The sequence below is a fragment of the Methanothermobacter sp. K4 genome (assembly GCF_022014235.1).
Lineage (GTDB): Archaea > Methanobacteriota > Methanobacteria > Methanobacteriales > Methanothermobacteraceae > Methanothermobacter.
This window is the reverse complement of the sequence record NZ_JAKLTD010000009.1, coordinates 1-774: the sequence shown is the minus strand read 5'-3', so window position 1 is coordinate 774 and position 774 is coordinate 1. Positions and strand designations below refer to the sequence as shown.

Here is a 774-nt window from a genome sequence, read left to right as displayed (position 1 = left end):
CCTACTACTATGGACAGGACTACACAAAACTTGCAGAGTACCTTGACGTCCTGGTGCCCATGGCCTACAGGGGTAACTACAATACAGGAACCTCCTGGATACGGAATGTAACGGCCTACATCAAGAGCAAAAGCCTCAACGCCCAGGTCTGGACTGGAATTCAGACCTACAGATCAGACGACGATGTGACACCGATACCTGCAGATGAACTCAGGGCCGATATAAGCTCAGCCCTCCAGGGAGGAGCTGATGGGTATGCCCTATTCAGGTACGGCTTGATCGACAGGGAGTTTCTGGGTGTAACACCATCAGCAAACGCAATGCCCTCTGCCGCCAATCCAGTAACCGCGGAGATGCTAAGGGATGCAGCCAGCAGGTTCAAGAGTTTTGTGGAGTCAAACTACAGGCTCCCCAGCTATGTGAGTATAGGTGGAGTTCAGGTTACAAACTCCGGGTTCCTCTACCTGCTGGCAGGGTTCCTCACAGGCGCCGACCTGGAAATCAGGTCATTCAGTGAGGGGTCAAACACAACCCTAGTGGCAGCAGGGACAATTCAGAGGGACGGGTACCTGAGGATTGCATCTGACGTCTGGAACTACATGTCAGCAAATGGCAGGGCTCCGTCAAGCGTATCCTCCAGTGCCGGGAGTCTGAGCTTCAATACACTGGTTTATCTGCTCTCAAAGGTCGTTGCATTTGAGGGTGCAAACGGAAGGCTACCCGACAATGTAGCCATCGACAGCTCAATCTTCAGGGGAAAGTACCTTGCATCAT

The 774-nt window shown here is 52.6% G+C and carries 1 protein-coding gene; it reads left to right on the top strand.

The annotated features are described in order from the left end of the window. On the top strand, positions 1 to 774 hold a 774-nt coding region (locus L5462_RS09235; RefSeq protein WP_305067735.1), incomplete at both ends, for a pseudomurein-binding repeat-containing protein.